The following is a 22,584-nucleotide window of genomic DNA, read 5'->3' on the forward strand; positions in this document are numbered from 1 at the left end:
ACGGAGATCAGTCAGCCATGTTCCGCACACGTACCGCGGCCCTCGCCGTCCTGCTCGCGGCGGGCGGTGTCCTCGCGGCGGCCGGCGCCGCGTCCGCGCACGTCACCGTCCACCCGGAGAGCTACGCCCAGGGAGCCACCGACGGCCTCCTGACGTTCCGCGTCCCCAACGAGGACGACAAGGCCAGTACCTCTCGGGTACAGGTCTTCCTCCCCACCGACCACCCCCTCCTCGGCGTCCTGGTCCACCCTCAGGACGGCTGGACCCCCAAGGTCACCACCGCCAAGCTGAAGACCCCGGTCAAGACCGACGACGGGACGATCACCGACGCGGTCTCCGAGATCACCTGGACCGGCGGGAAGATCGCGCCGGGACAGTTCGAGGACTTCGACGTCGCCTTCGGCCAGCTCCCCGAGGACGCGGCGAAACTGGAGTTCAAGACCCTCCAGACGTACGACAGCGGCAAGGTCGTCCGCTGGATCGAGGCGGCCGGCCAGGGCGACGACGACCCGGAGAACCCGGCGCCGGTCCTCACCCTGACCCCGGGGAAGCCGGTGGCGTCGGCGGCACCCGTCGCGAAGAGCGCCGTCGGCCACGACTCGACGGCCCGCGAGCTGGGCATCGGCGGACTGGCGCTCGGCGCGGTCGCGCTGGGGGCGGGCGGCTTCGCGGTGGTGCGGGCGCGCTCGCCACGGTCGTAGGCAGCACGCCGTAGACACGCGGCCGTGGACACACGGCCGTGGACACGAAAAGGCCCGGACTCCCCCCGCGGGGTCCGGGCCTGTCGTACGAGAAGTCAGCGGGCCGCGAGCACCGGCCTCTCCTGGGAAGCCAGCGCGGCCACGATCGGCTCCGATATCACGACGACCGGCTCGGGCCGGACGACGACCGGCTCGGCGACAGCCGTAGCCGTAGCCGCGCTCTCCACCGCCTTCTCCGCCTGCTTCCCCGCCCCCGGCCGCGTCCGGAACAGCCACAGCACGTCCCGTCCGAACGACCAGACCAGCGCTGCCAGCGACGTCCCCGCGATCGCCAGGTTCGCCGCGTACGGCAGCAGTCCGGAGCCGGCGAGGAGCAGGCACACACCCTGCGTCGCGGCGACCGTCTTGCGCGCCATGCTGTGCGGCAGCGCGGAGTTGAGCCACGGCCAGACGTACGAGGCGGCGACGAACACGTACCGCATCGCGCCCATCAGCAGCGCCCACGCCCCGAGCTGGGTCGAGACGTACACGCTGAGCACCAGGATCAGGAACGCGTCGACCTCCATGTCGAACCGCGCGCCGAGCGGCGTCGACGTCCCCGTACGGCGGGCCACCTTGCCGTCGACCCCGTCCAGGATCAGCGCGACCGCCGTGAGGCCGACCAGCAGTGTGACCGGCGGCGCGGACTCGAAGGAGTCGGCGACCAGGGCCGTCACCCCGCCGACGAGGACCGCGCGGCCGAGCGTGACGCGGTTGGCGGGACCGAACGTGCGGATTCCGGAGCGGTGGCAGGCGCCGGACAGCAGGGCCCAGGTGCCGAGGGCGAAGACGAGGCCGGTCGCCCAGCCCGCCGTCCCCATGCCGATCACCGAGCCGAGCAGGGCCAGCAACAGGAGCTGAGCGCCCGCTCCCAGAGCGGTCTCCTGCTGGACCAGCCTTGCCTCGTACGTGTTGTTCAGGGCCACCGCACATCCTCCGGCCGAGTGACAGAGTCGATCATCGCCGCGTACTGTGCGCGGCCTGTGCCACATCTCGGTACGTGAACCGGATGCGGATCGTTCAGGAGGTTTTCTATGAAGGGCGCCGCACGCGCGTTCTGGGTCGGCCGTCCAGGCGAGGGGGAACTGCGTGATACGGCGGTTCCCGCGCCCGGCGAGGGCGAGGTGCTGGTGCGGACGCTGTGGTCCGGGATCAGCCGTGGCACCGAGACGCTGGTGTTCGCCGGCAAGGTCCCCGAGAACCAGCACACGGCGATGCGCGCGCCGTTCCAGGAGGGCGACTTCCCGGCTCCGGTGAAGTACGGGTACCTCAATGTGGGCGAGGTCGAACAGGGCCCGGCGCAACTCGTCGGGAAGACGGTGTTCTGCCTGTACCCCCACCAGACGAGGTACGTCGTACCAGCCGAACGTGTGATGGTCGTACCTGAAAACGTCCCCGCCGGACGAGCCATCCTCGCCGGCACCGTGGAAACCGCCGTCAACGCCCTCTGGGACGCCGCCCCCATGATCGGCGACCGCGTGGCGGTCATCGGCGGCGGCATGGTCGGCTCCTCGGTCGCGGCCCTCCTCGCCAGGTTCCCCGGCGTGAAAGCCCAGCTCATCGACGCCGACCCCGCCCGAGCCGAGACGGCCGCGAAACTCGGCATCGACTTCGCCCTTCCCCAGGACGCGGCCGGCGACCTCGACCTCGTGATCCACGCCAGCGCCACCGAGGCCGGCCTCGACCGGGCCCTCGGACTCCTGCGCCCCGAGGGAACCGTGGTGGAACTCAGCTGGTACGGCGACCGCCGTATCGCCCTCCCGCTCGGCGAGGCGTTCCACTCCCGGCGCCTGACGATCCGCAGCAGCCAGGTCGGCACCGTCTCGCCCGCGCGCGCGAGCCGCTCCTACGCCGACCGCCTCGCGCTCGCCCTCGACCTGCTCGCCGACCCGGCGCTCGACGCGCTGATCACCGGTGAGTGCGCGTTCGAGGAACTCCCCGCCGTGCTCCCGAAGCTGGCCTCCGGAGAGATCCCCGCGCTGTGTCACCGCGTTCGCTACCCGGCGCCTTGACGGGCGTCGTACGCCTGACCTGAGAAAAGAGTGAGTGGCCGCTGAACAAGGGGAAGCGGCCGGCCGTACTACACGGCATCCTCCGGCGCGAGAAGGCCGGGGGACCAGACGTGCCGCACCTGGAGGGTCGTCCGTTGTTCAGTGTCACCGTCCGCGATCACATCATGATCGCCCACAGCTTCAGCGGCGAGGTCTTCGGACCCGCGCAGCGCCTGCACGGAGCGACGTTCCTCGTGGACGCCACCTTCCGCCGCGAGCAGCTGGACGACGACAACATCGTCGTCGACATGGGACTCGCGAGCCAGGAACTCGGCGCCGTGGTCGCGGAACTGAACTACCGGAATCTGGACAACGAGCCGGATTTCGCGGGGGTCAACACCTCCACCGAGTACCTGGCGAAGGTCATCGCCGACCGGCTCGCCGAGCGGATCGGGAAGGGAGCGCTCGGGGAGGGCGCGCGGGGCATCTCCGCGCTCTCCGTCACGCTGCACGAGTCGCACATCGCCTGGGCGAGTTACGAGCGTGCGCTGTGACCGACGTGACGATGGAGCGGACGGCGGTCCGGCTCGACAAGCCGGCGCTCGGGTACCTGCCGAAGCAGCAGCCGGTGCAGCCGGTCGCCAGGAAGAACGGCGATCTCATCCCGATGTCCCTGCGGACCGTGCACTTCGTCCTTCCGGGCGGGGTCGACGACCCGAGCCGTCCCAGCGGCGGCAACGCCTACGACCGCCGCGTCTGCCTCGACCTGCCCGGCTTCGGCTGGCAGGTCCGCAAGCACCTCGCCACCGGTGAGTGGCCGCGTCCCGCCGCCGAGGACCGCGACGCGCTCGCGCGCACGCTGCGCGACCTGCCCGACGGGTCGGTCGTCCTGCTCGACGGGATCGTGGCCTGCGGGGTCCCCGAGGTCGTCGTCCCCGAGGCCGAGCGGCTGCGGCTCGCCGTCCTCGTCCACCTCCCCCTCGGCGACGAGACGGGCCTCGCGCCCGAGGTCGCCGCCGAACTCGACGCCCGCGAACGGGCCGTGCTGCGCGCGGTGCCCGCCGTCATCGCCACCAGCGACTGGGCCGTACGCCGCCTCGTCTCGCACCACGGCCTCGCCCCCGAGAAGGTGCACGTCGCCGCCCCCGGCGCCGACATCGCGCCGCTCGCCTCCGGCACCGACGGCGTCTCGCACCTGGTGTGCGTCGCCGCCGTCACCCCCCGCAAGGGCCAGCACCGGCTCGTCGAGGCGCTCGCCACCGTCACCGACCTGCCGTGGAGCTGCGACCTGGTCGGCGGCGTCGACCAGGACCCCGAGTACGTCGCCCACCTGCGCGAACTCATCGCCCGGCACGGCCTGGAAGACCGGCTGCACCTGGTCGGCGCGAAGACCGGCGCCGCCCTCGACGCCAGCTACGCCTGCGCCGACCTGATGGTCCTCACCTCGTACGCCGAGACGTACGGCATGGCCGTCACCGAGGCCCTCGCGCGCGGCATCCCCGTCCTCGCCACCGACGTCGGCGGCGTCCCCGAGGCCGTCGGGCGCGCACCCGACGGCGGGGTCCCCGGGATTCTCGTGCCCCCGGAGAACCCGGCCGCCCTCGCGGCCGAACTGCGCGGCTGGTTCGGGGAGGCGGACGTGCGCCGCCGCCTCAAGTCCGCCGCCCGCGGCCGGCGCGCCGCACTCGGCGGCTGGGCCTCCACCGCCAAGAGCCTCGCCGGCGTCCTCGGCCGGCTTCCCCGCGAGTCCTGGAGGGCCGCATGAGCAGCGCGGACGTCATCCCCGGCGCCGGACCGGTCGCCGAACGCGCCACCGTACGGCTGCGCGAGTCCGGCCCCGACGACCCGCCCCGGTACGCCCCCGAGTGGCTCCAGCTGCGCGAGGGCGCCGACGCGGGCGCCCGTGCGCTGGACCTCCTCGACCCGCTGCGGATACGGCTCGCGAACCTCCCCCGGGGGAAGGCCGGGGTCGTCGTGCACGACCTCGGGTGCGGGACCGGGTCCATGGGGCGCTGGCTCGCGCCCCGCCTTGACGGGGCCCAGCACTGGGTCCTCCACGACCGGGACCCCTACCTGCTGCACTTCGCGGCCGTCGCCTCGCCCCGGGCCGCCGCCGACGGCAGCCGGGTGACCGTCGAGACGCGGCGCGGTGACGTCGCCCGGCTGACCCCGGACGCGCTCGGCGGGGCGTCCCTCGTCACCGCGTCCGCTCTGCTCGACGTCCTGACCCGCGAGGAGATCGACGCCCTCGTCGACGCGTGCGTGGGCGCCGGGTGCCCCGCGCTGCTCACACTGTCCGTCGCCGGGCGTGTCGAATTCTCCGACCCCGACCCGCTCGACACGGAGATCCAGGACGCCTTCAACGCCCACCAGCGGCGGGACGGGCTCCTCGGCCCCGACGCGGTGAACGTGGCCGCCGAGGCGTTCGGCGAACGGGGGGCCACGGTGAAACTGCACCCCAGCGCCTGGCGCCTGGGGCCCGCCGAGGCCGCGTTGACCGCGCAGTGGCTGCGGGGCTGGGTGGGCGCCGCCGTCGAGGAACGCCCCTCGCTCGCCGCCCGCGCGCAGGCGTACCTGGAGGCGCGGCTGGCCGCTGCCGCCGCCGGGGAGCTGCGGGTCGTCGTCCACCACACGGATCTGCTGGCGCTGGCCCGGCCGGTGAGGAGCGCCTGATGGCCGAGGGGTCGGGGGGTGTCGGAACGGGTGGGGTGGGCGTGCGGCCTTCGTCCGAGGTGCGGCAGGACGTGGAGGTTCTGTCGCACGGGTACGAGGGTGAGGCGGCCGGTGGTGTCGGGGCGGCGGGCGTTGGCGCGGGCCGTGCCGGTGAGGCGGCCGGTGTCGACGAGGTCCCCGCTGCCGGTGCGGCTCGGGCTCGTGGCGAGAGCCCGGCGCCGGGTCCGCGGGCCTGGGTACGGGTTGTGCGCACCCACTTCGGGACACTCGCCGGGGTCGTCATCATCGGGGTGTTGCTCTGGCGCATGGGCACCGGCGTCTTTCTCGACGGGCTGCGGCGGATCGACGCCGTGTCGCTGCTGCTCGCGCTCGCCATCGGCGGGGTGACCACCTTCTTCAGCGCCTGGCGCTGGGCGCTGGTCGCGCGGGGGCTGAAGATCCGGCTGCCGCTCGGGGCCGCGTTCGGCGACTACTACCGGGCGCTGTTCCTCAACGCGGCGCTGCCGGGCGGGATTCTCGGCGACGTCCACCGGGCCGTGCGGCACGGGCAGAGCGAGGGGGACGTCGGGCGGGGGGTGCGGGCCGTGTTCTGGGAACGCGCCGCCGGACAGATCACGCTGGCCGTCGTCGGGCTGGGCGTGCTCCTCGCCGTGCCCTCGCCGGTCGCCGGTCAGGTGCGGCACATCGTCCCGCCGGCCGTGCTCGCCGGGGTCGGGGCGCTGGCCGTCCTGCTCGCCGTCCGCATGAACCGGACGCCTGTGCCGTCCCGGCGCGGGAAGGCGGTACGGGGAATGCTGGGCGAGGGGCGGGGGGCGCTGCTGTCCCGCCGTAACGGGCCGGGGGTCGCGCTGTCCTCGGCCGTCGTCCTCGCCGGGCACATCGGTACGTTCGTCATCGCCGCGCGGGTCGCCGGGGCGTCCACCTCCGTCGTACGGCTGCTGCCGCTCGCCGTGCTGGCGCTGCTCGCGATGGGGGTGCCGCTGAACGTCGGCGGGTGGGGACCCCGGGAAGGGGTCACGGCGTGGGCGTTCGGGGCGGCGGGGCTGGGGGCCGACATGGGGTTCTCGGTGTCGGTGGTGTACGGGGTGCTGTGCTTCGTGGCGGCGCTGCCGGGGGCCGGGGTGCTGGTGGTGCGGTGGTGGACGGGGATGCGCGGGGGCGGGGCGGTGGTGCGCGGGAGCGGGGCGGTCGTGCGCGACACCTCCGTACCGCGCACCGTCGTACCCGCTCCGGCGTCGCCCTACACTCCCGACGCCTCGCCCGCGGCCTCTTCCGAAATCCGCGAACCCAGCAGCGAGAAATACGCCCCGAAGGAATCCACGAGGCTCGCCAGAAGCCGTTCCCCCTTTTCCGCCGAGCCGAGCGAAGGCCGGCCAATGACACCCGAATCGGTATAGGCGGACATTCCCGAGGTGAGGAGATGACGGCGGTCGTCGGCGGTGAAATCGGCGGACTCGTAGCCGGGCCTGACGACTTCCGGGTGCGCGTGCAGAAGGATGGACGTCTCGATTTCACCGGCGTGCATGTCGGTGAGGAGGGAGGTTTCGACCCCGGCGTGGACGCGGGCCTCCTCCCAGTCCTCCGGGGCCGGGAAGAGCGCGAGGTGCTCGCCGCGCGCGGACGCCTCCTGGACGGCGTTGCCGAGGACGTAGTTCCCGCCGTGCGCGTTGACCACGACCAGGCCCTCGACCCCGGAACGCCGCAGCGAGTCCGCGATGTCACGGACCACGGCGTGCAGGGTCACGGCGGAGATGCTGACGGTGCCCGGCCAGCCCGCGTGCTCGTGCGAGCAGGCGATGGTCACGGGCGGAAGGAGGTGCACGGGATGCGCTGCCGCGATCTCGCGCGCGATGGCACAGGCGACGAGCGTGTCGGTGGCCAGCGGGAGATACGCGCCGTGCTGCTCGTAGCTGCCGACGGGAAGGACCGCGATCCGCGTTGAGACAGCAGCCCCCCGCGTCCGTACGTCATCGGTGGTGTCCGTCGGCAGTGCCGAGGCCATCGTCCCACGCCCCGCCGCCCGTATCTCCGGACCACTCATCGCTTTCCCGCCCTTTCGACTCCCCATCGGACTCTTAGGAACCAGATCATGACAGAAAAAATCGGTGTACTCGGCAAGAAGACCCCGCAGCGCACGGGCGTGGAACGCGTGGTGAATGCCCCTCTTCCTACGGTCTATGGCAAATTCCAGGCGGTCGGTTACATGGACCACGACCGGGGTGACGAACAAGTCGCGCTGGTCTACGGCGAGATCGGCACCGAGGACGTCCTGACCCGGCTGCACTCGGAGTGCCTCACGGGTGACGCGTTCGGCTCGCAGCACTGCGAGTGCGGCGACCAGCTGGACTCCGCGCTGCGCGCGGTGGTCGCCGAGGGCAGCGGTGTCGTCGTCTACCTGCGCGGCCACGAGGGCCGGGGGATAGGCCTGTTGGGCAAGCTGCGCGCGATGGCGCTCCAGGCGGAGGGCCTGGACACGGTCGAGGCGAACGTCGCCCTCGGCTTCCCCGTCGACGCCCGCGACTACGGCGTGGCCGCCGAGATCCTGCGCGACCTGGGCGTGAAGTCGGTGCGCCTGATGTCCAACAACCCGCGCAAGCGCGAGGCGTTGACGGACAACGGCATCGAGGTCGCCGAGGAGGTGCCGCTGCTCATCCCGCCGTGCGAGAACAACATCACGTACCTGCGTACCAAGCGCGAACGCCTCGACCACCGCCTCCCGCACCTGGACGCCGTCGCCCACTGGTCCTGAACTCCCGCTGTCAGGACGGCCATCGCACGCCCCGGCCTCGGCAGACGGGCCGGGGCCGCCGCCCGCAAGGAGTCGCACGCTTGAACACGCATGCCTCGGTCGTCGTCATCGGCGGCGGGGTGATCGGCACCAGCGTCGCCTGTCACCTCGCCGCCGCCGGGGTCCGCGACGTGGTGCTCGTCGAACGGGACGAACTCGCCGCCGGGTCGACCTCGAAGGCCGCCGGAGGCGTCCGCGCCCAGTTCTCCGACGAGGTCAACATCCTGCTCGGCGCCCGCAGTCTGGAGGCGTTCGCGCGGTTCGGCGAGGACACGGGCCAGGACATCGGCCTGCACCGCACGGGCTACCTCTTCCTCCTCACCACCCCCGAGGAGGTCGCCTCCTTCGAGGCGGGCATCGCGCTCCAGAACTCCCTCGGCGTCCCGAGCCGCCTGATCGGCCCGGCCGAGGCACAGCGCCTCAACCCGCTGATCACCACGGACGGCCTGCTCGCCGCCGCGTACTCGCCCGACGACGGGCACTGCACGCCCGAGTCCGTCGTCCACGGCTACGCGGCCGTCGCCCGCCACCACGGCGTACGCATCCTGCGCCGCACCGAGGTCACCGGCATCGAAGTGCGCGGCACCGCGATCACCGCCGTGCACACCGGCATAGGCCGGATCACCACGAACACCGTGGTCTGCGCGGCGGGCGCCTGGTCGAAGGCGATCGGGGCGATGGTCGGGGTGGACCTGCCCGTTCAGCCGCTGAGACGCCAGGTCGCCGTCACGGAGGCCCTTCCCGGGCTGCCGCCGGACCTCCCGATGACGATCGACTTCACCACCAGCTTCTACTTCCACCCCGAGGGCCCCGGCCTGCTGGTCGGCATGTCCGACCCGGACGAGCGGCCCGGCTTCGCCACCGACGCCCACGACCGCTGGATCCCGCGCCTGGCCGCCGCGATGGAACACCGGGCGCCCGCCCTGCTCGACCTGCGCCGCACGGGCGGCTGGGCGGGCCTGTACGAGGTCACCCCGGACCACAACGCGCTGATCGGCGAGGCGAGTTCGGTCTCCCGGTTCCTGTACGCCACCGGCTTCTCCGGCCACGGGTTCCTCCAGGGGCCCGCCGTCGGCGAGGTGATGCGCGACCTGGTCCTCGGCCGCGTACCCTTCGTGGACGTCACCCCCCTGAGCGCCGGCCGCTTCGCCGCCGACGCCCCGCGCCCGGAGGCCAACCGCGTATGACCGCCGTCCACTTGTGGCTCCGCCACGAACCCCGCGCCACCGAACGCCGCACCCCGGTCGTCCCCGCCGACGCCCGCCGCCTGACCGAGGCCGGCATCACCCTGACGGTGGAGGACTCGCCCCAACGGATCTTCCCCACCGAGGAGTACGAGGCGGTGGGCGCCCACGTCGCCCCCGCGGGCTCGTGGGTGTCGGCGCCGGGCGACGCGGTGGTCCTGGGCCTGAAGGAACTCCCCGACGACCCTGCCGAGTTGGTCCACCGGCACATTTTCTTCGGCCACGCCTACAAGCGACAGCCCGGCGCCGAGGCTCTGTTGACACGGTTCGCCCGAGGTGGCGGCGCCCTCCTCGACCTGGAGTACCTGACGGACGACGACGGCCGACGCCTCGCCGCGTTCGGGTACTGGGCCGGGTTCCTCGGCGCCGCTCTCGCCGTCCTCCAGCATCGGGGGCGCCTCGCGGGGGAGTTGACGCCGACGGACGAGAAGTCGCTCCGGGAGCAGCTGAGTTCCGTACCCGGTGATGCGGACATCGCGGCTCTGGTCATCGGCGCGCTGGGCCGCAGCGGGCGGGGTGCGCGGGACGCTCTCGCGGCGGCGGGACTCGCACCGACCACCTGGGACCTCGCGGAGACCCAGAACATCGACCGCGACGCCCTGTTGGGCCACGATCTGCTGGTCAACTGCGTCCTCGCGACAACTCCCGTACCGCCGTTCGTCCGCCCCCAGGACCTCGACGACCCCGGCCGCCGGCTCCGTACGGTCGCCGACGTCACCTGCGACGTCGGCTCGCCCCTCAACGTCCTGCCGGTCTACGACCGTACGACCGAATGGACCGACCCCGTACGGCGGTTGCGCGACGAGCCGCCGTTCGACCTGATCGCGATCGACAACCTGCCCTCGCTGCTGCCGCTGGAGTCGAGCACCGACTTCTCGGCCAGTCTGCTGCCGCACCTGCTCGCCTTCCGTACGGACGGCGGGCCCTGGGCGCGCTGCCTGGCGCGTTTCGCGTCGGAGTCGAGGGAACTCGGCATCAAACAGGGCTAGTCGGGAAGGGTCAGTCCCGGGAGTGACGTCGAGGCAAGGGGAGGCAGCGGTGCCGCAGCACATACCCGCGAGCGGTACGGTCCACTGGATAGGCGCCGGCCTCTCCACAGGCAGCGGACTGACCGCGCTCACCGCGCAGGCGGACCGCGTCCGCCTGTGGCACCGCACCGTCGACCGCGCGGCCGAGGCCCTCGACCGCCTCGGCATCGCCGACCGGGCCGAGCCCCGCGCCTACACGCTCGACGCGCTCGCCGCCGAACTCGCCCCGGGGGACGTGGTGGTGTCGATGCTCCCGGCCGGCGACCATCCCGCGCTGCTCGCCGCGTGCGTTGCCGGGCAGGCCCACTTCGCCTGCTCCAGCTACGTCTCCGACGAGATCGCCGCGCAGGCCGAGGCGGCGCGGGCGGCGGGCCTGACCGTGCTCGCGGAGGCGGGGCTCGACCCCGGCATCGACCACCTCTTCGCCCACAGCCTCGTCTCGCGGGCCCGTGCGGAGATCGGCGCGGAGAACAGAGCGACCTACTCCCTCACCTCCTGGTGCGGCGGCCTCCCCGCCGTCCCCAACTCCTTCCGCTACCGCTTCAGCTGGGCACCCCTCGGTGTCCTCAACGCGCTGCGCTCACCCGCCCGCCACATCGAGTCCGGCGCGGAGAAGGTGACGCCCCTGCCCTGGGAGGCAACGCGTGAACTCGCCCTCGGCGGCGAGACGTTCGAGGCGTACCCCAACCGCGACAGCGTCCCCTTCATCGCCCAGTACGACCTGCCGTCCGACTGGCTGGCCGACACGTTCGTGCGCGGCACCCTCCGGCTCCAGGGCTGGCAGCAGGCGTGGGACTCCGTCTTCGCCGAGCTGAAGAAGGGCGACGACGCGCGGATCACCGAACTGGCGGGCGAGTTGGCCCGCACCTACCCCACGACCCGAGCGGACCGCGACCGCGTGGTCCTGGGCGTCTCCCTGTCGGTCCGCAGTCCCAACGGCCGCACCTGGTCCGGCAGTTACCTCCTCGACCGGGTCGGCACCGCCGAGGAGTCCGCCATGGCCCACACGGTCTCCCGCCCCCTCGCCCTCGGCGCCCGCCACATCCTGGACTCCTCCCTGCCGCCGGGCCTGAGCCGGGCGGCGGAAACGGCGGTGCGGTCGGAGGAGTGGCTGAACGAACTCGCGGAGGAAGGACTGGAGTTCACGATGAGGGTCGGCTAGCGTGCGAGCGCCTCGTGCACGAACCTCTTGATCTCCGGGTACAGGGCGTGGGACGAACGCGGGCGGACCTGGGTCATGAACTGGACCGTGACGTCGTGCTGCGGGTCGACCCAGAACGTCGTGGTCGCGACGCCGCTCCAGCCGTACGTGCCCTTGCCCGCCGGGGCCTTGGTGCGGTCGGGGTCGATGACCACCGAGACGCCCAGGCCGAAGCCGAGGCCGTCCTTGCTGGGTTCGTCGTGGGACGGGCGGCTGCCGAAGGTACGTATGTCGGCGCCGCCGGGGAGGTGGTTGCGGGTCATCAGGTCGACGGTGCCGGGCGAGAGCAGCCGTACGCCGTCCAACTCGCCGCGCCCGCGCAGGAACTCGGCGAACCGGTGGACGTCGTGCGCCCCCGCCACCATGCCACCGGCGCCGGACAGGAACCGGGGCCGCCCGCCCCTGAGCGGCAGCCCGGCGACCGGTCTGATCCCCCCGTCCTCCGTCTCCCCGTACAGCTCCGACAACCGCCCGGCCTGCACGTCACTCACACAGAACCCGGCGTCGGGCATGCCCAGCGGCCCGAACACCCGCTCCGCGAGGAACGCGTCCAGCGGCTGCCCGGACACCACTTCGACGACCCGCGCGAGGACGTTCGTCGCCACCGAGTAGTTCCACTCGGTGCCGGGTTCGAACTGGAGCGGCAGCGAGGCGTACACGTCGACCGTGCCCGCGAGGTCCGTGCCGGGCGCCACCGACGAGTCGAGGCCCGCCTCGCGGTACAGGGCGTCCACGGGGTGCGTGCCGTAGAACGCGAACGTCAGCCCGGCGGTGTGGGTGAGGAGATGGCGGACCAGTATCGGGCCGTCGGCGGGGCGCGTCACCAGGTCGCGCCCGCTGCCGCTGACGTACACGCGCGGCTCGGCGAACGACGGGATGTGCCGGGCCACCGGGTCGTCCAGGCCGAGCCTGCCCTCCTCGACCAGGAGCAGCGCCGCCACCGACGTCACCGGCTTGGTCATGGAGTACAGCCGCCACAGCGTGTCCGGCTCGACCGGAAGACCGGCGGCGACGTCACGGTGCCCGTGCGTCGTGAGATGGGCGACCCGGCCGCCGCGCGCCACGGAGACGAGGTAACCGGGGAGATGCCCCGCCGCCACCTCGTGCGCGATGTACTGGTCCATCCGGTCCAGCACCTTCGGATCCAGCCCGACCTCACTCGGGTCGACCTCTTGCCGCAGCAGTGCCATCGTTCTCCTCCGGGGGCGACTGTCGAGACGCCCCGGCCCACCTGCTCCGGAGCACCTCACTCCTCATCGTTCCGCAGGTGACGCCACACGGAACCCCTTTCGGACGTGTGCCGTGTGTGGGGTGCGTCGCTTCTGGTAGGGGTGGGGGAGAGGAGCGGGGGGAGGTATGTCGCGTATGGAGTGTGATGTGTCAAGTCGCCATCGGCGCCCGTCAGCCCCGGCAGGATGACCATGCCGGGGCCGTGTGGGGCGTCACCTCAGCAGGGCAGTACGTAGGCCCTGGCGAACCATGTTCCGATCTGCGCGCGGTGCACATGGCCCGATACCCCTCGGTCGCCTTCGACGGCCATGGTCGCGTGAATGTGTACGGTGCCGTCTGTGATCTCTCCAGCGCCGTGCATCTCGGCGGGTAGGTCGTAGTCCGTGATCACATCGGCGGAGGCGTCGGAGGCGGGCATGGTCGAGACGGTGAAGGTGTCCACTCCGCCGATGAGAGAGACGATCGCGCCGTTGGTGATGCCCAGTTCCTTCGCGCGCTGCGCGATGGTCTCCAGCAGCTCAGCGTTCTTGACCTCGATTACGTGCACGGTGGGGTTCCTTGCCGAGTAGGGGACTGATGTCCCGGAGCATTACAGCCGAGCACCAACGCGCGCCAGCGTCACGAGGGTTCGTCACCTCGGTGGCGAACCGAGCGGCGAGGAACGACGCCTTCGTAGGCATGGAGCAGGGATCGGCGGCGAGTCGTGCGGCCGTCGCCCAGTCGAGTCCGCAAACCCGCGAGGTTACGGCGGTCGTGTACAGGTGCTGTGCTTCGTGGTCGTTGGCAAGCGTGCGGCAGACGTCGGCGGCGGGGTCCTGCCCCGGAACCTTGGCGAGGATTCCGGCGGCGTTGACCCTCAGTACGGGGTTTGAGCCGTCGTACATCCAGCGTCGCAGTCTGCTCAGGCACGCAGCATCGGCGAGGGACGCGACCACGAGGTCAGTGCCGTGTGTGGTCTGAACGGTGGTCAGCGGCTTCCAGTCGCTACCGGCGATGCTGGACACCAGCTCACCCGCGAGTGCGCCGTGCGTCGCGGTCAACGCCGTGAGGCGCATGAAGTCTCTACGGTCCATACGGCTGAGGCTAGCCTCGTACTCCAGCGTGGAGTAAGGGACATCCAGACTCTGAGCCAGCCGTTCGAGCCAGAAGGCGGAGGGGATGACACCGCCTTGTACCCGCTCCCAGCGGCTGATGCGCTCACGGCCGATGGGGATTCCTGACGCATCGTGAAGTTTCTGGGCTAACTGACCTTGCGACAGGCCATTGGCCTCTCGGAGGTCCTTGATCAGTTGCGCAATGGCCACGTGTTCATAGTGGCACTAGGGGTGGCACTAGCACCGGCGTTCCGTTGGCCTGACGGTTGGTAACGAACAGACCCCCGCGACCGTGCGACCGGTCCGGGGGCGTGGCCACCAGCTTTGAAGGAGCTGACGACAGTGAGCATTATCCACGCGTTCGTGCGATGGGTGGTGGGCGTGTTGACGCCCGGTTCCGGTAAGCGTCGGGCGGGTTCCCGTCCGGTGCGGCCGTACGTCCTGGAGGCTGAGCGTTCCCGTGAGCGGGGGTGGGAGCGGCAGGCGTGGCGGCGGTTCGTGCTGGTTCTGACGGCTGGCTTCGGGGTCGATCTGGACCGCCGTGTGATCGGTGCTGAGGGGGTGGCCTGATGAGTGCGCGGAGTGAGCGTGGCGAGTTGGTCCCGGAGGCGTCCGGGGACGGTGCGGCGGCGATGGTCGTGCGGTTGGGGGACACGGTCGAGGACACGGGGAGCGGGAAGGTCGGGCGGGTGATGGGGTTCGTCGGCCCGTACGTGCAGGTGCGTCCGGTCGGGGGCGGCATCGAGTGGGACGCGCGCCGGGAGTTGCTGCGGCCGGTGCCCGGCGGGGAGGCGCTGCGCGCGGGTGTGTCCGTGGCCAACGCGCGGTTGAGGGGGGAGCGGCTGTGACGGGGAACGAGTCGCTTCCGGCCGATGCGGAGAGGATGCGCGCGACAACCGCGCGGGTCCTCGCGGAGGATGCCGGGGTGCCGACGGCCGATGAGCTGGAGACCCTGGTCCTGACGTACCGGGGGCATCTGATGGTACTGATCCCGGAGGTGGGGCGGGTGACGCTGGAGTGGCCGCAGGACGATGCGGCCGTGGTGACGGCGTGGGCGGGCATCGGGGAGGCACGGCGGCGGCTCGACGCGGTGGGAGACGGCGCGTTCCCTCGCGAGTTCGCGCACGCGCTGCGCCTGGCCCGGTCGGTCGTCTGCCTGCTCGGTCACCTGGAGCGCCTGGAGAGCGGGAGTGGTCGTCGTGAACCGTGAGCGGTGGCTGACGGTCGCGTACCTGACGGTGCTGGCCGTGTCCGGGGGATCTCTGCTCTGGAGCATCGCGCACGGCGGCGGATGATCCCCACCCCCTGAAACGGCCGTCCGCCTTGTCTGTCTTCCCCCGTGGCAGCAGGGCGGACGGTCCCCCCCTGAACGGCCAGCCGCCAGTGAACGACGCACCCGCCGCCCCCTCACGTAGGCGACACTGCCCCGCTGACGTTCCCGTTCATCCGCCGCAGTACGCCGAGCGCGGCCACGTACTCCTCGTCGCTGACGCACCCCCGTGAATCCGCGCCCGCACCCCCGCCATCACCCGGTGCCCCTGCGCGAGTCCCGTGTGCCCGGCATCCGTGAGGTGCAACCACCCGTCCCGGCCGACGGTGAGCCACCCTCGGTGCGCCGGCCCGTCCGCCGCCCGCCCGAGGTCCGACGACCCGAACTCGTCCGTGAACGCGTCGAGCCGTCGCCGTGTGCGATGTCACGCGCCGCACCGTAGAACCGCAGCCGGAGTCGAGGTCAACCACTCACCCCAGCCACCCCCGCCAGCTCCCCGATGTCCGCCAGCATCCGCCCGCTGTCCGGCTCCCGCCCCGTGAACAGCCGGAACGCGTCGGCGGCCTGGAACACGGCCATTCCGCCCCCGTCGAGGGTCGCGCACCCCAACGCCCGCGCGACGCGCAGCAGTTCCGTCTCCAACGGCCGGTACACCACCTCGGCGACCCACAGCTCGGTGCGCAACAACCCCACGGGAAGGGGCAGCCCCGGATGCGCAGCCATCCCCGTGGGCGTCGCGTGGACCAGGCCGTCCGCGTCGGCGAGCAGCACGGGAAGCGCGTCCGGGGTCGCGTACGCCGCGCGGCCCGGGCCGAAGTGGCCGTTCAGGGCGGCGGCCAGAGCGGCGGCCCGCTCCGGCACCGCGTCCACGACCGTCACTGTCCCCGCCCCCAGTGTCAGCGCGGCATGGGCGACGGCCGCCCCCGCGCCGCCCGCGCCCAGCTGGACGACCCGTTCCAGCGGTACGTCCGGCAGCCCCCGGGCGAACGAGGCCGCGAACCCGGTGACGTCCGTGTTGTGGCCCACCGCCCGCCCGTCCTGCTCGAAGACGACCGTGTTGACCGCGCCCAGCGCCTCGGCCTGCGGCGACAGCGCGTCCAGGTGGTCCAGCACGACCTGCTTGCAGGGATGCGTGATGTTCAGCCCGTCGAACCCGAGGTCCCGCGCCGCGCGCACCAGCTCCCCCACCGCCTCGGGACCCGCCCCGAGCGCGTCGAGGTCGATCAGCCGGTACAGGTACCGCAGCCCCTGCCGGTCCGCCTCGCGTTCGTGCAGCGCGGGGCTGAGGGACGGACCGATCCCGGAGCCGATCAGTCCGACGAGGTACGAGTCCTTGGCCACGCGGCCCTCCTGAACAGTCGCCGTAATGTACGAACCAGTACGTTAGCTATAGCAGCCGGACCCCGCCGCCGGGAACCCCCACCGCCCCGCCTTCTAGAATCTGCGCACTGTCCGCACTCCCGAAGGACTCCGATGACCAGCGTCGACGAACCAGCGCGCCCCGGCGGACGGATCCGCGACGCGGCCCGTACCCGGGCGGAGATCCTCGACGTGGCGACCCAGGAGTTCGCGCGGGCCGGGTACGACGGCGCCCGCGTCGACGAGATCGCGGCCCGCACCCGCACGACGAAGCGGATGATCTACTACTACTTCGGCGGCAAGGAACAGCTGTTCACGGCGGTCCTGGAGCGCGCGTACGGCGTGATCCGCGAGGCCGAACAGCGCCTGGACGTCGACCACCTGGACCCGGTCGCGGCGATCCGCCGGCTCGCGGAGGTGACGTTCGACCACCACGAGGCGCACCCCGACTTCATCCGCCTGGTGACGATCGAGAACATCCACGGCGCCGAGCACATCGCGGCGTCCGAGAAGCTCGGCCGGATGGGCTCGCCCGCGCTCGACGTGATCCGCCGCATCCTCGCCGCCGGGCAGAGGTCGGGCCTGTTCACGGCGGACGTCGACGCCGTCGACCTGCACGCGATGATCAGCTCGTTCTGCTTCTTCCGGGTCGCCAACCGGCACACGTTCGGCGCCCTGTTCGGCCGCGACCTCGTCGCCCCGGAGCGGCGCGAGCAGTACCGGGTGATGCTCGGCGACATGGTGATCGCGTACCTGACGGCGGAACGCGCAGCGGACTGACAGCCGTCGGCGACTGTCCGCGCGACCTCTTGACACGAGGGAAACCTCGGCGCAACATCCCTTCCCACCGAGACTAACTACCCAGTGGGTTAATTAAGCGCCTCATCCGGCCCGCGCCCTGCCCGCCCCTTCCTCACCGCTCGCCCCACGCCGTCGTGGAGCCCCCCGAAGGAGCCGCCGTGTCCGTCCCCGTCCCCTCCCCCGCCCCGCCGGGCCAGCCGAAGAAGGCCGCCGCCGCGGCCTGGATCGGCAGCGCCCTGGAGTACTACGACTTCTTCATCTACGGCAGCGCCGCCGCGCTGATCTTCCCGGACGTGTTCTTCGACGAGTCCGACCCGGCGACGGCGACGCTGCTCTCGCTGGCGACGTTCGGGGTCGCGTACGCCGCGCGGCCGGTCGGCGCGCTGTTCCTCGGCCACTTCGGGGACCGGGTCGGCCGCAAGAAGATCATGGTCTTCACGCTGATGCTGATGGGCCTGTCGACGTTCCTGATCGGCTGTCTGCCCACGCGTGAACAGGTCGGTACCCTCGCTCCGGTCCTGCTGGTGCTGTGCCGGGTCCTCCAGGGCATCTCGGCGGCGGGCGAACAGGCCAGCGCGGGGTCGATGACGCTGGAGCACGCGCCCTCGCACCGCCGGGGCTTCTTCACGAGCTTCACCCTCAGCGGCACGCAGGGCGGCCAGCTCATCGCCACCCTCGTGTTCATCCCGGTCGCCTCCCTGCCCGAGGACCAGTTGCTGTCGTGGGGCTGGCGCGTCCCGTTCTGGCTGAGCATCGCGGTCGCGGTGGCCGGGTACGTGATCCGCCGCAAGCTCGACGAGACCCCGGCGTTCGAGCGGCAGGCCGCGACCGAGGGCGTCGTGAAGATGCCGCTCCTCGTCCTGCTCCGCGAGCACTGGTCGGACGTCCTGCGGGTGATCGCGGGCGCGCTGGTCGCCTCCGTGAGCACGATCTTCACGGTCTGGGCCCTGTCGTACGCGACCAGCGACGCGGTCGGCATGAGCCGTACGTCGATGCTGTGGGTCGGCGCGCTCGCCAACCTCGTCGCCCTCGCGGCGATCCCCCTGTGGGCGACGCTCTCCGACCGCATCGGCCGCCGCCCGGTGTTCCTGGTCGGCGCGGCGGGCAGCGGAGCCATGATGTTCGCCTACCTGTGGTCGATCTCGACCGGCTCGTACCCGCTGATGATGCTGCTCGGCATCCTCACGTTCGGTGTCCTCTACAGCGCCGCGAACGGCGTCTGGCCGTCGTTCTACGGCGAGATGTTCACGACCCGGGTCCGTCTGTCGGGCATGGCGATCGGCACGCAGATCGGCTTCGCCATCGCCGGTTTCGCGGTCACGTTCGCGGCGGAGATCGCTGGTCCGGACGGCGACGACTGGTTCTCGGTGGCCCTGTTCACGTCGGCCCTGTGCGTCCCGCCGGTCATCGCCGTCCTCACGGCCCGCGAGACGGCGAAGATCCCGACCGAGTCCCTGGGCCTGCGCACCCCGGGAAACCACCCGGAACGCGAGTCCGTCTCGGCCTGACCCCCGCCGGGTCCCCGGACGCCTTCGGGCTCCGGGGCCTCGCCGTGTACGGAGGTTCAGCCGGCCTTCTTCGCCGGGATCCCGTACACCCGCTCCACCCTGAGACGGACCACGAGCCGCCGGTCACGGACCATCGCGGCACGGAAGTCGTCCCAGTCGGGGTGCTCGCCCTGGACGGCCCGATAAAGCCGGACCAACTCCTCGACCGTGTCGTCGGCGGGGTCCTCGGCGGGAGGCGTCAGGTCGGCGGTGCCCTCCACGACCGTGTAGGCCCAGCGGTCGTCACTGGTGACGTGGTAGCTCGTGCGGGGGTCGCGCTGGAGGTTACGGGTCTTGGCACGGTCGGCGGTGACGGAGATCCGCAGGGTGCGCCCGTCGGGGTCGTAGTGGTGGGTGACGTTCGAGAGCTGAGGCCGACCGTCACGCTTGAGGGTGACGAGCACTCCGCCCCGGGTACCGGAGAGCAGGGCGAGGAGGGCATCGTCCGTCGTGTCCTGAGTCATGTCGTTCCTCAACCATGGCCTGCGACCGCCGCATTCCCAGGCGGCGAACAGCGCGCCACCGGCGGTCACTGCCGGCTCACCGTCCGCGTGATGCCCGTGACCACCGTCGTCGCCAGGATCCAGCCCGTCACGATCAGGACGTACGACAGGGTCTGGTAGACGCCGGTCGGTGCGAACGCCGCCTCCTGGCCGAAGGAGATGACCGGGAGGAGCAGGTCGAGGGTGTAGAAGACGGGGTTGAAGCCGGGGGACTCGGCGGGCTTCAGGGGCGCCGGGTGGTGGAGGGCGAAGGTGACCGAGCCGAGGGCCAGCAGGGAGAGCAGCCAGATGCCCGCGCGCAGGGGGCGGAAGCCGTAGCCGACCGTCGTGTCCTGGAGGTGGCCCCAGAGGCGGCCGTACCAGGGGAGGGTGCGGCGGTGGCAACGCTGCTTGGCGAGCTGGACCAGGCGGGCGGAGGCGTCGTCGCCGGTTCTGCGGTAGGCGGCGGTGAGCTGCTCGTACGCGTGCGGGTTGAAGGAGTCGTCGCGGTCCAGCATCGGGAGGCGGGACTCGACCGGGGCGTGCGGGGTCAGGAACGTGTACGTCAGGTCCAACAGGCGGACCTGGTCCGGGAGTTTCTCCGGGGACAGGTTCAACTGGCCTATCTCCGTGGCCCGGAGGTTCAGCATGCCCTCGATCGGAGCGCCCCTGCGCAGCCACAGCTCCCCGATCACGCAACTGCTCGCGCGCAGCGCCGTCCCGCCGGGGTTCGACAGCGTGCAGTCGAGGAGGTCGATCCGGCCGGGGACCCGGGCGCCGCGCAGGTCGATCCGGCCCTGTGCGCGCAGGCGGCGGGCGACGATGTTCGCGCCCACCTCCATCGTCTCGGCCTGGAGGACGTTCGCGCCCGGGTGGGCGAGGTCCGCGTCCTCCAGGTCCACCGAGCCGGCGACACGGGCGCCGTCGAGGCGGATCAGGCCCCGTACGGTGAGGCCCCTCGCGCACAGCTCGTCGTCCACGGAGACCTGGTTGAGGCCCAGCGCCGGCAACCCGCTGTCGTCGCCGGTGACTTCCGCGTGGTCCAGGAAGAGCGCGCCCGCGATCTGGGTGCCGCCGAGGCGGACCGGGCCGGAGATACGGCACCGGGTCAGACGCAGGCTGCCGTCGATGCGGGCGCGGGCCGCGGCGAGGCCGGGGAGGGTGCTGTCGCGCAGGTTCAGGTACGGCAACTGGGCCCCCGCGAAACGCGGAGTCCGGTCGAAACGGCAGTAGTTGAGGCGGATCACCTGCTCCACGGTCGCGTACCGCAGGTCCAACTCGCCGGTGATCCGCGCCCCCAGGAGCTTCAGCGCGGGTACCTCGCCGGGTTCCGAGGGGCCGTTGAGCAGCAGCGCGCGCAACACCTCGGCACGGACGGACCGTTCGGGCCCCCACTCGACGCCGGGCCCGTCCCCGTCCCCGTCCCCGTCCCCGTCCTCGTCACGGAAGTCCACGGTCGCCCCCGTGACGAAGGCCCGCCAGACGCGTCGCTCGGCCGGTGTCAGATCGTTGATCTCCATCGGTCGCGACTCTGGCGGGCCTGGTGGCGGGGTGTCAACGGGGGTGGTGGCAGATCACACGGGGGTGCTGCGGGGCGGGAGGGCGAGACGCCGGGGCGATGCGCCATCGCCGCGCGCCGCACCCCGTCCGCCTCACCGACCCCGTCACGCCCTCGCGTTCCACTCCGCGATCGCCGGCCACCCGTGCTCCATCGACAACCGGCTCACCGTCCCCGTCGCCAGCTGGAACAACCGCCCCTCGGAAGCCGGCAACCCCAGCCGCCGGGCCGTCAGCACCCGCAGGAAGTGCGCGTGGGCGACCAGCACCACGTCACCCTCCTCCAGCGCGGGCACCACACGCGCGAGCACCCGGTCCGCGCGAGCGCCGATCTCCTGCGGCGACTCCCCGGGGTGCCCCTCGGGACCGGGCGGCACCCCGTCGGTCCACAGGTACCAGTCGGGACGCGTCCTGTGGATGTCGACGGTCGTGATCCCCTCGTACCCGCCGTAGTCCCACTCGTGCAGGTCGGGCTCGGCCGACGCCCCGGTGATCCCGGCGAGTTCGGCGGTACGGACGGCGCGGGCCAGCGGGCTGGTCAGCGCGAGTGAGAAGGTCCGGCCCGCGAGGAGCGGCGTGAGCGACTTGGCCTGCTGCTCACCCTGGTCGGTGAGGGGCAGGTCGGTCCAGCTGGTGTGCCGGCCCGACGCGCTCCACTCCGTCTCCCCATGGCGGACCAGGAACAAGTCCCCCATGGCCGGACCTACTTGCTCTCGACGGCGTGCCCGCCGAACTGGTTGCGCAGCGCCGAGATCATCTTCATCTGCGGCGAGTCGTCCTGCCGGGACGAGAACCGCGCGAACAGCGAGGCGGTGATCGCCGGGAGCGGCACCGCGTGGTCGATGGCGGCCTCGACCGTCCAACGCCCCTCGCCGGAGTCCTCGGCGTACCCGCGCAGCTTGTCCAGGTGCTCGTCCTCGTCCAGCGCGTTCACCGCGAGGTCGAGCAGCCACGACCGGATGACGGTGCCCTCCTGCCAGGACCGGAAGACCTCGCGCACGTCGGTGACGGAGTCGACCTTCTCCAGCAGCTCCCAGCCCTCGGCGTACGCCTGCATCATGGCGTACTCGATGCCGTTGTGGACCATCTTGGAGAAGTGCCCGGCGCCGACCTTGCCGGCGTGGACGTACCCGTACGGCCCTTCGGGCTTGAGGGCGTCGAAGACCGGCTGCACCTTCGCGATGTGCTCGGCGTCGCCGCCGACCATCAGGGCGTAGCCGTTCTGGAGACCCCACACGCCGCCGGAGACACCCGCGTCGACGAAGCCGATGCCCTTGGCGCCCAGCTCCTGCGCGTGCTTCTCGTCCTCGGTCCAGCGGGAGTTGCCGCCGTCGACGACCGTGTCACCGGCATCGAGGAGGCCGCCCAGCTCGTCCACGACGGACTGCGTGGGGCCGCCGGCCGGGACCATCACCCAGACCACGCGCGGCGCTTCGAGCTTCTCCACCAGCTCCGACAGGCTCGCCACGTCGGAGAGTTCGGGGTTGCGGTCGTACCCGACGACGGTGTGGCCGGCGCGGCGGATCCGCTCGCGCATGTTGCCGCCCATCTTGCCGAGACCGATCAGTCCGAGCTGCAT

Annotated in this window: 24 protein-coding genes and 1 pseudogene; 15 read left to right on the plus strand and 10 right to left on the minus strand. The window is 72.0% G+C overall.

Translation table 11 applies throughout. The features are described 5' to 3' along the window. Window positions 1-17: 17 nt before the first annotated feature. Window positions 18-701 carry a YcnI family protein gene (locus ACQCO7_RS35290; protein ID WP_464075615.1) on the plus strand — a complete coding sequence of 228 codons (684 nt, stop codon included), beginning with the start codon at window positions 18-20 and terminating at the stop codon, window positions 699-701. 95 nt (window positions 702-796) lie between these two features. On the opposite strand, the gene ACQCO7_RS35295 is transcribed toward ACQCO7_RS35290, so the two are convergent. Next, window positions 797-1,666: a CDP-alcohol phosphatidyltransferase family protein gene (locus tag ACQCO7_RS35295; protein WP_464075616.1), complete on the minus strand. Its 870-nt coding sequence runs from the start codon at window positions 1,664-1,666 to the stop codon at window positions 797-799. A gap of 108 nt (window positions 1,667-1,774) precedes the next feature. On the opposite strand from ACQCO7_RS35295, the gene ACQCO7_RS35300 reads away from it, so the two are divergent. From ACQCO7_RS35300 to ACQCO7_RS35320, 5 genes and pseudogenes are all read left to right on the plus strand, one after another. Beyond that, entirely contained in the window at window positions 1,775-2,752 is a 978-nt protein-coding gene (locus ACQCO7_RS35300) for a zinc-dependent alcohol dehydrogenase (RefSeq protein WP_464075617.1), read from the plus strand. A 134-nt stretch (window positions 2,753-2,886) separates the two neighbouring features. Next, on the plus strand, window positions 2,887-3,285 hold the full coding sequence (locus tag ACQCO7_RS35305; RefSeq protein WP_050375292.1) for a 6-pyruvoyl trahydropterin synthase family protein: 399 nt from the start codon (window positions 2,887-2,889) through the stop codon (window positions 3,283-3,285). Continuing rightward, complete coding sequence (locus ACQCO7_RS35310) at window positions 3,282-4,496, plus strand: glycosyltransferase family 4 protein (RefSeq protein WP_464075618.1); 1,215 nt, start codon at window positions 3,282-3,284, stop codon at window positions 4,494-4,496. The genes ACQCO7_RS35305 and ACQCO7_RS35310 overlap by 4 nt, the downstream gene beginning before the upstream one ends. Further along, window positions 4,493-5,404 (plus strand): class I SAM-dependent methyltransferase, encoded by a 912-nt coding sequence (locus tag ACQCO7_RS35315; RefSeq protein ID WP_464075619.1) that lies wholly within the window; start codon window positions 4,493-4,495, stop codon window positions 5,402-5,404. The genes ACQCO7_RS35310 and ACQCO7_RS35315 overlap by 4 nt, the downstream gene beginning before the upstream one ends. Window positions 5,405-5,709: 305 nt before the next feature. Beyond that, a pseudogene (locus tag ACQCO7_RS35320) lies at window positions 5,710-6,453 on the plus strand (lysylphosphatidylglycerol synthase transmembrane domain-containing protein); the annotation flags it as partial. Between the two features lie 191 nt (window positions 6,454-6,644). On the opposite strand, the gene ACQCO7_RS35325 reads toward ACQCO7_RS35320, so the two are convergent. Next, on the minus strand, window positions 6,645-7,445 hold the full coding sequence (locus ACQCO7_RS35325) for a creatininase family protein (RefSeq protein ID WP_464075620.1): 801 nt from the start codon (window positions 7,443-7,445) through the stop codon (window positions 6,645-6,647). A gap of 48 nt (window positions 7,446-7,493) precedes the next feature. Here ACQCO7_RS35325 and ribA point away from each other — a divergent pair, with 48 nt between their 5' ends. The 4 genes from ribA (at window position 7,494) to ACQCO7_RS35345 (ending at window position 11,626) form a co-directional block, all read left to right on the plus strand. Beyond that, window positions 7,494-8,153, plus strand: a complete 660-nt coding sequence (gene ribA, locus ACQCO7_RS35330; protein ID WP_010357560.1) for a GTP cyclohydrolase II — start codon at window positions 7,494-7,496, stop codon at window positions 8,151-8,153. A gap of 80 nt (window positions 8,154-8,233) precedes the next feature. Further along, entirely contained in the window at window positions 8,234-9,379 is a 1,146-nt protein-coding gene (locus ACQCO7_RS35335) for an NAD(P)/FAD-dependent oxidoreductase (protein ID WP_464075621.1), read from the plus strand. Further along, window positions 9,376-10,425 carry a saccharopine dehydrogenase gene (locus ACQCO7_RS35340; protein ID WP_464075622.1) on the plus strand — a complete coding sequence of 350 codons (1,050 nt, stop codon included), beginning with the start codon at window positions 9,376-9,378 and terminating at the stop codon, window positions 10,423-10,425. The genes ACQCO7_RS35335 and ACQCO7_RS35340 overlap by 4 nt, the downstream gene beginning before the upstream one ends. A gap of 49 nt (window positions 10,426-10,474) precedes the next feature. Then, window positions 10,475-11,626 carry a saccharopine dehydrogenase family protein gene (locus ACQCO7_RS35345; RefSeq protein WP_464075623.1) on the plus strand — a complete coding sequence of 384 codons (1,152 nt, stop codon included), beginning with the start codon at window positions 10,475-10,477 and terminating at the stop codon, window positions 11,624-11,626. On the opposite strand, the gene ACQCO7_RS35350 is transcribed toward ACQCO7_RS35345, so the two are convergent. The 3 genes from ACQCO7_RS35350 to ACQCO7_RS35360 form a co-directional block, all read right to left on the minus strand. Continuing rightward, the gene (locus tag ACQCO7_RS35350; RefSeq protein ID WP_464075624.1) at window positions 11,623-12,855 is read right to left on the minus strand and encodes a serine hydrolase domain-containing protein; all 1,233 of its coding nucleotides are present in this window, start codon (window positions 12,853-12,855) and stop codon (window positions 11,623-11,625) included. The genes ACQCO7_RS35345 and ACQCO7_RS35350 overlap by 4 nt on opposite strands. 257 nt (window positions 12,856-13,112) lie before the next feature. Continuing rightward, window positions 13,113-13,442, minus strand: coding sequence for a PCC domain-containing protein (locus ACQCO7_RS35355; RefSeq protein WP_464075625.1), 330 nt, complete (start codon window positions 13,440-13,442; stop codon window positions 13,113-13,115). Continuing rightward, a complete protein-coding gene (locus tag ACQCO7_RS35360) occupies window positions 13,414-14,199 on the minus strand; it encodes a helix-turn-helix domain-containing protein (RefSeq protein ID WP_464075626.1) in 786 nt (261 codons plus the stop codon). Before ACQCO7_RS35360 ends, ACQCO7_RS35355 begins: the two co-directional genes overlap by 29 nt. A 132-nt stretch (window positions 14,200-14,331) precedes the next feature. Here ACQCO7_RS35360 and ACQCO7_RS35365 point away from each other — a divergent pair, with 132 nt between their 5' ends. Genes ACQCO7_RS35365 through ACQCO7_RS35375 form a run of 3 tightly spaced genes read left to right on the plus strand, consistent with a single transcriptional unit; the run spans window position 14,332 to window position 15,199 of the window. Next, window positions 14,332-14,559 carry a hypothetical protein gene (locus ACQCO7_RS35365; protein WP_464075627.1) on the plus strand — a complete coding sequence of 76 codons (228 nt, stop codon included), beginning with the start codon at window positions 14,332-14,334 and terminating at the stop codon, window positions 14,557-14,559. Further along, complete coding sequence (locus ACQCO7_RS35370; RefSeq protein ID WP_464075628.1) at window positions 14,559-14,837, plus strand: hypothetical protein; 279 nt, start codon at window positions 14,559-14,561, stop codon at window positions 14,835-14,837. Before ACQCO7_RS35365 ends, ACQCO7_RS35370 begins: the two co-directional genes overlap by 1 nt. Window positions 14,838-14,872: 35 nt before the next feature. Next, window positions 14,873-15,199, plus strand: coding sequence for a DUF6415 family natural product biosynthesis protein (locus tag ACQCO7_RS35375; protein ID WP_464075629.1), 327 nt, complete (start codon window positions 14,873-14,875; stop codon window positions 15,197-15,199). A gap of 522 nt (window positions 15,200-15,721) precedes the next feature. Here ACQCO7_RS35375 and ACQCO7_RS35380 read toward each other — a convergent pair. Then, complete coding sequence (locus ACQCO7_RS35380) at window positions 15,722-16,600, minus strand: shikimate dehydrogenase (RefSeq protein ID WP_464075630.1); 879 nt, start codon at window positions 16,598-16,600, stop codon at window positions 15,722-15,724. A 132-nt stretch (window positions 16,601-16,732) separates the two neighbouring features. Here ACQCO7_RS35380 and ACQCO7_RS35385 point away from each other — a divergent pair, with 132 nt between their 5' ends. Both ACQCO7_RS35385 and ACQCO7_RS35390 read left to right on the plus strand, forming a co-directional pair. Then, window positions 16,733-17,398 carry a TetR family transcriptional regulator gene (locus tag ACQCO7_RS35385; RefSeq protein WP_464075631.1) on the plus strand — a complete coding sequence of 222 codons (666 nt, stop codon included), beginning with the start codon at window positions 16,733-16,735 and terminating at the stop codon, window positions 17,396-17,398. Window positions 17,399-17,577: 179 nt separating this feature from the next. Continuing rightward, entirely contained in the window at window positions 17,578-18,927 is a 1,350-nt protein-coding gene (locus ACQCO7_RS35390) for an MFS transporter (protein WP_464075632.1), read from the plus strand. 56 nt (window positions 18,928-18,983) lie between these two features. On the opposite strand, the gene ACQCO7_RS35395 is transcribed toward ACQCO7_RS35390, so the two are convergent. From ACQCO7_RS35395 to gnd, 4 genes are all read right to left on the minus strand, one after another. Next, on the minus strand, window positions 18,984-19,430 hold the full coding sequence (locus ACQCO7_RS35395; RefSeq protein ID WP_464075633.1) for a PPOX class F420-dependent oxidoreductase: 447 nt from the start codon (window positions 19,428-19,430) through the stop codon (window positions 18,984-18,986). Between the two features lie 65 nt (window positions 19,431-19,495). Continuing rightward, window positions 19,496-20,968 carry a membrane-associated oxidoreductase gene (locus ACQCO7_RS35400; protein ID WP_464075634.1) on the minus strand — a complete coding sequence of 491 codons (1,473 nt, stop codon included), beginning with the start codon at window positions 20,966-20,968 and terminating at the stop codon, window positions 19,496-19,498. A 144-nt stretch (window positions 20,969-21,112) separates the two neighbouring features. Then, window positions 21,113-21,700, minus strand: a complete 588-nt coding sequence (locus ACQCO7_RS35405) for a histidine phosphatase family protein (RefSeq protein WP_464075635.1) — start codon at window positions 21,698-21,700, stop codon at window positions 21,113-21,115. An 8-nt stretch (window positions 21,701-21,708) separates the two neighbouring features. Next, window positions 21,709-22,584 (minus strand): phosphogluconate dehydrogenase (NAD(+)-dependent, decarboxylating), encoded by an 876-nt coding sequence (gnd, locus tag ACQCO7_RS35410; RefSeq protein WP_464075636.1) that lies wholly within the window; start codon window positions 22,582-22,584, stop codon window positions 21,709-21,711.

The sequence above is a fragment of the Streptomyces saintjeani genome (genome assembly GCF_055409605.1).

Bases quoted from the DNA above. Each gene is read 5' to 3' on its own strand.
- ACQCO7_RS35290 (WP_464075615.1), top strand. From the start codon at position 18: ATGTTCCGCACACGTACCGCGGCCCTCGCCGTCCTGCTCGCGGCGGGC.
- ACQCO7_RS35300 (WP_464075617.1), top strand. From the start codon at position 1,775: ATGAAGGGCGCCGCACGCGCGTTCTGGGTCGGCCGTCCAGGCGAGGGG.
- ACQCO7_RS35315 (WP_464075619.1), top strand. From the start codon at position 4,493: ATGAGCAGCGCGGACGTCATCCCCGGCGCCGGACCGGTCGCCGAACGC.
- ACQCO7_RS35325 (WP_464075620.1), bottom strand. From the start codon at position 7,445: ATGAGTGGTCCGGAGATACGGGCGGCGGGGCGTGGGACGATGGCCTCG.
- ribA (WP_010357560.1), top strand. From the start codon at position 7,494: ATGACAGAAAAAATCGGTGTACTCGGCAAGAAGACCCCGCAGCGCACG.
- ACQCO7_RS35340 (WP_464075622.1), top strand. From the start codon at position 9,376: ATGACCGCCGTCCACTTGTGGCTCCGCCACGAACCCCGCGCCACCGAA.
- ACQCO7_RS35350 (WP_464075624.1), bottom strand. From the start codon at position 12,855: ATGGCACTGCTGCGGCAAGAGGTCGACCCGAGTGAGGTCGGGCTGGAT.
- ACQCO7_RS35370 (WP_464075628.1), top strand. From the start codon at position 14,559: ATGAGTGCGCGGAGTGAGCGTGGCGAGTTGGTCCCGGAGGCGTCCGGG.
- ACQCO7_RS35375 (WP_464075629.1), top strand. From the start codon at position 14,873: ATGCGCGCGACAACCGCGCGGGTCCTCGCGGAGGATGCCGGGGTGCCG.
- ACQCO7_RS35385 (WP_464075631.1), top strand. From the start codon at position 16,733: ATGACCAGCGTCGACGAACCAGCGCGCCCCGGCGGACGGATCCGCGAC.
- ACQCO7_RS35395 (WP_464075633.1), bottom strand. From the start codon at position 19,430: ATGACTCAGGACACGACGGACGATGCCCTCCTCGCCCTGCTCTCCGGT.
- ACQCO7_RS35400 (WP_464075634.1), bottom strand. From the start codon at position 20,968: ATGGAGATCAACGATCTGACACCGGCCGAGCGACGCGTCTGGCGGGCC.
- ACQCO7_RS35405 (WP_464075635.1), bottom strand. From the start codon at position 21,700: ATGGGGGACTTGTTCCTGGTCCGCCATGGGGAGACGGAGTGGAGCGCG.
- gnd (WP_464075636.1), bottom strand. From the start codon at position 22,584: ATGCAGCTCGGACTGATCGGTCTCGGCAAGATGGGCGGCAACATGCGC.